The organism is Streptomyces sp. NPDC007162 (assembly GCF_040634175.1).
In the GTDB taxonomy this organism is placed as follows: Bacteria; Actinomycetota; Actinomycetes; order Streptomycetales; family Streptomycetaceae; genus Streptomyces.
Genome location: NZ_JBEYFC010000525.1, coordinates 1 through 6,017 on the forward strand (window position 1 = coordinate 1; position 6,017 = coordinate 6,017).

Sequence of the window (6,017 nt, forward strand, 5' to 3'; positions counted from 1 at the left end):
GCCTGACCGACGCGACGCTCTCCCCAAACGTCACCACCGTCCAGGAGAACCAGGCCAACGCGGCCCTCACCGCGTACGGACGGCAAGGTCACTTGCCCTTCGCGGCTTCCTTCAGCTTCGAGCCCGCGGAGACCTTCACGCTGTAGCCGGCGGGGATGTTGATCGGCTCGCCGGTCTGCGGGTTGCGCGCGGTACGAGCGGCACGGTGGGTGCGCTCGAAGGTCAGGAAGCCGGGGATGGTGACCTTCTCGTCGCCCTTGGAGACGATGTCGCCGACGACGTCGGCGAACGCGGCCAGCACGGCGTCGGCGTCCTTGCGAGTCACCTCGGCACGGTCGGCCAGCGCGGCCACCAGCTCACTGCGGTTCATGTTGTTACTCCCGTGTTCTTCTTGCCATTGAGGCGTGCCACGCGGCGAAGCCGCATGTTGGGCCGGGACGCATCCTGCCCCCACCTGCGGCGGGAACGCCAATCCGGGTGCCGCGCCTACCCTACGGCTGGGCCGAAGGGGGGGTTTCACGACGCGCCGGTTCTGAAGCGTGGCAAGTTTCACAGCCGTTCGCCCGGGGGCCACGCCCCCGAAGCGGGGCTCAGGCGCCCTTCGCCGCTTCCCGGACCGCCCCCGCCACCGCCCCCGCGACCTTCTCGTTGAAGACGCTGGGGATGATGTAGTTGGGGTTCAGTTCGTCCTCCGTGACCACGTCGGCGAGAGCCTTCGCGGCCGCGAGCATCATGTCCGTGTTCACCGTACGGGACTGTGCGTCCAGCAGGCCACGGAAGACACCCGGGAATACCAGCACGTTGTTGATCTGGTTGGGGAAGTCGGAGCGGCCGGTGGCCACCACCGCGGCCGTCTGGCGGGCGATCGCCGGGTCGACCTCGGGGTCCGGGTTCGCGAGTGCGAACACGATCGCGCCGTCGGCCATGGCGGCGACGTCCGCGCCGTCGAGGACGTTCGGGGCGGAGACGCCGATGAAGACGTCCGCGCCGCGCACGGCCTCCTTGAGGGAGCCGGTGAGCGCCTCGGGGTTCGTGTTGTCGGCGATCCAGCGCAGCGGCGAGTCGGCGGGCGCGTCCACGAGGTCCTCGCGGGCGGAGTGCACGACACCGCGGATGTCGGCGACGACGGCGTTCTTCACGCCGGCCGCGATCAGCAGCTTGAGGATGGCCGTACCGGCCGCGCCGGCGCCGGACATGACGACCCGGATGTTCTCGATCGCCTTGCCGGTGCAGCGCAGCGCGTTCGTGAGGGCGGCGAGGACGACGATCGCGGTGCCGTGCTGGTCGTCGTGGAAGACGGGGATGTCGAGGGCCTCGCGCAGGCGCGCCTCGATCTCGAAGCAGCGGGGGGCGGAGATGTCCTCCAGGTTGATGCCCGCGAACCCCGGGGCGATGGCCTTGACGATCTCGACGATCGCGTCGGTGTCCTGGGTGTCGAGGCACAGCGGCCAGGCGTCGATGCCCGCGAACCGCTTGAAGAGGGCCGCCTTGCCCTCCATGACGGGCAGCGCGGCCTTGGGGCCGATGTTGCCGAGGCCGAGGACCGCGGAGCCGTCCGTCACGACCGCAACGGAGTTGCGCTTGATGGTGAGGCGGCGCGCGTCCTCGGGGTTCTCCGCGATCGCCATGCACACGCGGGCCACGCCCGGGGTGTAGATCATGGAGAGGTCGTCACGGTTGCGGATGGGGTGCTTCGACGCCATCTCGATCTTGCCGCCGAGGTGCATCAGGAACGTACGGTCGGAGACCTTGCCGAGGGTGACGCCCTCGATGTCGCGCAGCTGCTGGACGATCTGATCGGCGTGGGCGGTCGAGCTGGCCGCGATGGTGACGTCGATACGGAGCTTCTCGTGGCCGGACGCGGTGACGTCGAGGCCGGTGACCGAGCCTCCGGAGGCCTCCACGGCGGTGGTGAGCTGCGAGACGGCCGTTCCGCTCGCGGGCACCTCCAACCGGATGGTCATCGAGTAGGAGACGCTGGGCGCCGTTGCCATGGCCGACTTCCTTCGTTTCACCGTGTCGCTGGTTTTGCCGTCCGATCGTCGCACCTACCGCCGGGTAGGCGTTAGCCCGGCCGGATTGCGTGCGTATTGTTCGCGCAAAAAAGAGGCCCACGTCATGACACCGACCCGCCATGCTCGCCTCGCGGCAAGTGGTCGCTCGCAGCGACGAAGGTTGGGCCCGGGGGCTTGGATCGGGCCGGTGTCACGACAAGGCTAACAAACAGATCCCGTCTGGCCATTCCCGTCCGCCGACTTCACAGGAAACCGTCGGCCGAACGGGTCCCCCGGCGCTCCCGGCCTCAGTCCCTGAGCAGGTCGGGCACCCCGGCCGCGTCCGGTTCGTCCCGCTCCGCTGAGACCACCGTCAGCTGCTGGGTCGCCCGGGTGAGCGCCACGTACAGCACGCGCAGCCCGGCCGGGGACTCGTCGGCGATCTCCGCGGGCGACACGACGACCGTCGCGTCGTACTCCAGGCCCTTGGCCTCCAGGCTGCCCAGGGCCACCACCCGGTCCCCGAGTCCGGCGAGCCAGCGGGCGGCCTCGGCGCGCCGGTCCATGGCGACGACCACCCCGACCGTGCCGTCCACCAGGCCCAGCAGCCGCTCCGCCTCGGCGCGCACGGTCTTCTCCAGGGAGTCGCGCACCACCGTGAAGCGGGGTTCGACCCCGGTGGAGCGGACCGCCGAGGGGGACGTGGCGCCGGGCATGGCGAGGGCCAGTACCTTGGCCGCGAGCTCGGCGATCTCCGCGGGGTTGCGGTAGTTCACGGTGAGTTCGAAGCGGCGGCGCGGGCGGCTGCCGAGGGCCTCGTCGCGGGCCTCGGCAGCCTCGTCGGGGTCGGACCAGGAGGACTGGGCCGGGTCGCCGACGACCGTCCAGGTGGCGTGGCGGCCCCGGCGTCCGACCATCCGCCACTGCATCGGGGTGAGGTCCTGGGCCTCGTCGACGATGACATGGGCGTACTCGACGCGCTCCTGGGCGAGCCGTTCGGCGCGCTCGCGCTGGGTCTCCTCGCGCACCGGCATCAGCTCCTCCAGGCCGGTGAGCTGGTCCAGCGGGTGCGCCTCGCGCCTGCGCTTCGGACGGGCCGGGGCGCCGAGGATCGCCTGGAGCTCGTCGAGCATCGCGATGTCGTGAACGGTGTGGCCGTCCCGCTTCAGGGAGCGGGCCACCCGGCGGACCTCGCCCGGGTTGAGGATGCGGCGGGCCCAGCGGCCGAGGCGTCTCTCGTCGGCCATCGCCGCGAGCACGGCCCGCGGGGTCAGCTCGGGCCACCAGGCGTCGAGGAACTCGATGAACGGGTCCTCGGTGAGGATGTCCTCGTCGAAGGAGGAGCGCAGTTCGGCGGCGAGTTCCGGGTCGGTGTGCCGGCCGGCCGCGCCCGAGCGGTTCCACAGGGCGTCGAGGAGCAGCTTGCGGGCGCGCGGGCGGAGCAGGTTGACGGGGGCCGTGCCGCCCAGCGCGTTCTGCCGGATGCGGTCGAGTTCCCCGGCTTCCAGTTCCAGGCGGCGGCCGAAGGCGACCACCCGGAGCCGGGTCGGCGAGTCGTTCAGTTCCAGGGCGCCGCGGGCGGCCTTGCGCAGCACCCGGAGCATCCGGGAGGAGCCCTTGGCGCGGGCGGTGGCCGGGGTGTCGTAGAGGGTGGCCTCGGCGCCGTCGACCAGGGAGCCGATGGCGCGGATGGCGACCTGGCCCTCCTCGCCGAGGGACGGCAGGACGCCTTCGGTGTACGCCACCAGGAGCGGGGTCGGGGACACGATCAGGATGCCGCCCGCGTAGCGGCGCCGGTCCTGGTAGAGCAGGTAGGCGGCGCGGTGCAGGGCGACGGCGGTCTTGCCGGTGCCCGGGCCGCCCTCGACATAGGTGACGGAGGCGGCGGGGGCGCGGATGACCAGGTCCTGCTCGGCCTGGATGGAGGCGACGATGTCCCGCATGGTGTGGCTGCGGGCCTGGCCGAGCGCGGCCATCAGGGCGCCGTCGCCGATGACGGGCAGCGTGTCGCCGTCCAGGAACGCGGTGAGCTCGGGGCGCATCAGGTCGTCCTCGACACCGAGGACGCGGCGGCCCTTGGAGCGGATGACCCGGCGTCGTACGACACGCCCGGGATCCACCGGAGTGGACCGGTAGAACGGGGCCGCGGCCGGCGCCCGCCAGTCGATGACCAGGGGCGCGTAGTCCCGGTCGAGGACGCCGATGCGGCCGATGTGCAGGGTCTCGGCGATGTCGGCGGTGCTGTCGGCGCGGACCGCGCCCTCCGCCGGCTCCACGGCGGTGTAGGCGCCGTCGGGGCCCTTCTTGCCGTCCTTGCCGAGGAGCAGGTCGATCCGGCCGAAGAGGAAGTCCTCGAACTCGTTGTTGAGCCGGTTGAGGTGGACGCCGGCCCGGAAGACCTGCGCGTCCCGCTCGGCGAGCGCACCGGGGGTGCCTACCTGGCCGCGCTTGGCCGCGTCGTTCATCAGGAACTCCGCCTCGTGGATCTTCTCCTCGAGGCGCCTGTACACCCGGTCGAGGTGTGCTTGTTCGACGCTGATCTCACGGTCCCGAACCGAGTCCTCTGTGGAGTCGTGTGCGGGTCCGTGAGAGCCGACCGCGGATTGCTGAGCCTGAACGGCCACCGGGCCCCCTTCTGACGTGCTGGGCAGCCGTCAACCGTACGCGAAGGGGGCCCGCCGAAGCTACGCGCTGACCGAGACCAGCTTCTTGCCGCTAAAGGTCATGACTTCGAAGTGATCGATCTCGTTGGGGGTGAAGGCGGCGCCGCCGTTGACGTAGAGCGGCTGCTTGGCCTTCTCCGTCTTGGCGTCGGCGAGACCGTAGCCCCAGTTCGGGACGGACCAGGAGGAGACCGTCTCACGCTCGCCGTTCTTGCCGACGGCGATGAGCGAGCACTTCTCCGGGCCGCTGACGTTCTTGAGCTGGAGGACCGCGTGGGTACCCCAGTCCTTCTTCTCCAGGGCGACGGTCGCGGTGACGTGGGTCGTCGGATCCGTGGCCGTCGTCTTGTCGGACAGGGTCTGGAAGGCGGCCTGGGCAGCCGTCCCGCCCGCCGTGTTCGCGGTGCCGCCCGAGGATCCGCCGCTCGCCGCCAGGACGGCCAGCGGGCCGCCGACGATCAGCGCGATCGAGGCCGCCAGGGCGAAGAGGGTGCGCCGGCTGCGGACCTTCCGCTTGTCGGCCACCTCCACGACCAGCTTCTCGACCATCCGGGGGCTGGGCTTCGCGGACAGCGACTCACCGATGGACGGGGTGCTTCCGGAGCCCGGCAGATCGGCGAGGGCCGCCAGCATGGGCTCCATCCCAGCCAGCTCGTCGAGCTGCTGGGCGCACCATTCGCACCCGGCCAGATGGGCTTCGAAAGCGGTTGCCTCGGCGTCGTCGAGAATCCCCAGCGCATACGCGCCGACGGTCTCGTGCTCATTGGGCACCGGAGATTCCTGCATGGCACCAGACATACCCGCACCACCTGTGCCGAACCCGCCGTGCCCCCCGTACACACTCATCACGCCGTCACCCCCCGCTCCTCAAGCGCCAGCTTCATCGACCGCAGGGCATAGAACACCCGAGAGCGAACGGTGCCGCTGGGTATGCCCAGCGTCTCGGCCGCCTCGTTGACGGTACGCCCCTTGAAGTACGTCTCGACGAGCACCTCCCGGTGGGCCGGGGTCAGGTCGTCGAGCGCGTCGGACAGCGTCATCAGCCACAGCGCCTTGTCGATCTCGTCCTCCGCGGGGATGACCTCCAGCGGCGACGGATCGACCTCCTGCGGCCGGGCCTGCCGGCTGCGGTGACCGTCGATGACGATGCGGCGAGCGACCGTCACCAGCCAGGGGCGTACCGATCCGGTCGCTCGATTGAGCTGACCGGCGTTCTTCCAGGCACGGATGAGTGTCTCTTGCACGACGTCCTCGGCGCGTTGCCGATCACCGGCAACCAGTCGCAGGACATACGCAAGGAGAGGTCCGGCGTGCTCCCTGTACAGGGCAGATCGGAAGAGCACAAGTATGAACTCAAGTC

Annotated in this window: 5 protein-coding genes; all 5 read right to left on the reverse strand. The window is 70.6% G+C overall.

The genetic code is table 11. The features are described 5' to 3' along the window. Nucleotides 1-88: 88 nt before the first annotated feature. Nucleotides 89-370, reverse strand: coding sequence for an HU family DNA-binding protein (locus ABZ646_RS38035; RefSeq protein ID WP_046733427.1), 282 nt, complete (start codon nt 368-370; stop codon nt 89-91). 220 nt (nt 371-590) lie between these two features. Then, nucleotides 591-1,994 carry an NAD-dependent malic enzyme gene (locus ABZ646_RS38040; protein ID WP_360529706.1) on the reverse strand — a complete coding sequence of 468 codons (1,404 nt, stop codon included), beginning with the start codon at nt 1,992-1,994 and terminating at the stop codon, nt 591-593. A 308-nt stretch (nt 1,995-2,302) separates the two neighbouring features. Continuing rightward, nucleotides 2,303-4,618 carry a UvrD-helicase domain-containing protein gene (locus tag ABZ646_RS38045; RefSeq protein ID WP_360529709.1) on the reverse strand — a complete coding sequence of 772 codons (2,316 nt, stop codon included), beginning with the start codon at nt 4,616-4,618 and terminating at the stop codon, nt 2,303-2,305. 60 nt (nt 4,619-4,678) lie between these two features. After that, nucleotides 4,679-5,455, reverse strand: coding sequence for a zf-HC2 domain-containing protein (locus ABZ646_RS38050; RefSeq protein WP_360529712.1), 777 nt, complete (start codon nt 5,453-5,455; stop codon nt 4,679-4,681). Between the two features lie 47 nt (nt 5,456-5,502). Beyond that, the gene (locus ABZ646_RS38055; protein ID WP_360529715.1) at nt 5,503-6,006 is read right to left on the reverse strand and encodes a sigma-70 family RNA polymerase sigma factor; all 504 of its coding nucleotides are present in this window, start codon (nt 6,004-6,006) and stop codon (nt 5,503-5,505) included. Nucleotides 6,007-6,017: the final 11 nt, after the last annotated feature.